Raw genomic sequence first — 654 nt, forward strand, 5'->3', positions numbered from 1 at the left:
AAAACCAGCGCCGCCGGAATGCCTGCGATCCATGCGAACTTCTCCGCATTGTCCCGGTACTCGATCGAGATGCGACGCAGCCGGGCGTCGGCGGCGATCTCGGCCGCGCTGCGCGTCAGCCGCCGCTGTTGATAGTCGGTGTAGGTCAGCGGCTTGTCGGGGCGGTGCAACGCCACGTTGTAGTCGGCCAGGAACACCACGAAGGTCTCGCGGATATGCCGGATCTCGTAGTTCGCGGCGATCAGGACGCAGTAGGTGAGCGTGAAGGCTCCCAGCGCCATGAAGAGCGACGTGCGAATGACCTGCGCCGCCATCCTCCACCAGTGCTGTGTCGTCTGGCCCCCGCGCACGATCCGGGTGGTCTGGTTGCGGTTGGTGAGGCTCATTTCCACTTCCTCTCTTCCGTCAAATCGGTAATGTATCGTTACGCTGTAGCGATAGTAGAAGCAGGAGGTTTGCGTTGCGAGGCAGAAAGTCGATGTTGAGCGATAACAAGTATCGCGATAAGAATTCGTTTTCGCATAGATGCGGCAAGACGACGCTACCTGCCGCCAGGACCGCGCTAGCGGCGCTGGCGCTGGCGGCGGCCTTCTCGACGCCCGGCAGCGCCGGCGAGCCGGCCTACACGCCGGAGTTCGGCGCGAGTGTCCGCGC

The 654-nt window shown here is 63.1% G+C and carries 1 pseudogene; it reads right to left on the minus strand.

What is annotated here, in order from left to right:
- Positions 1–386 (minus strand): annotated as a pseudogene (locus C5F48_RS24385) (type IV secretion system DNA-binding domain-containing protein); the annotation flags it as partial.
- Between the last annotated feature and the right edge of the window lie 268 nt (positions 387–654).

Origin of the sequence: Cereibacter changlensis JA139 (assembly GCF_003034985.1) — a bacterium.
GTDB lineage: Bacteria > Pseudomonadota > Alphaproteobacteria > Rhodobacterales > Rhodobacteraceae > Cereibacter > Cereibacter changlensis.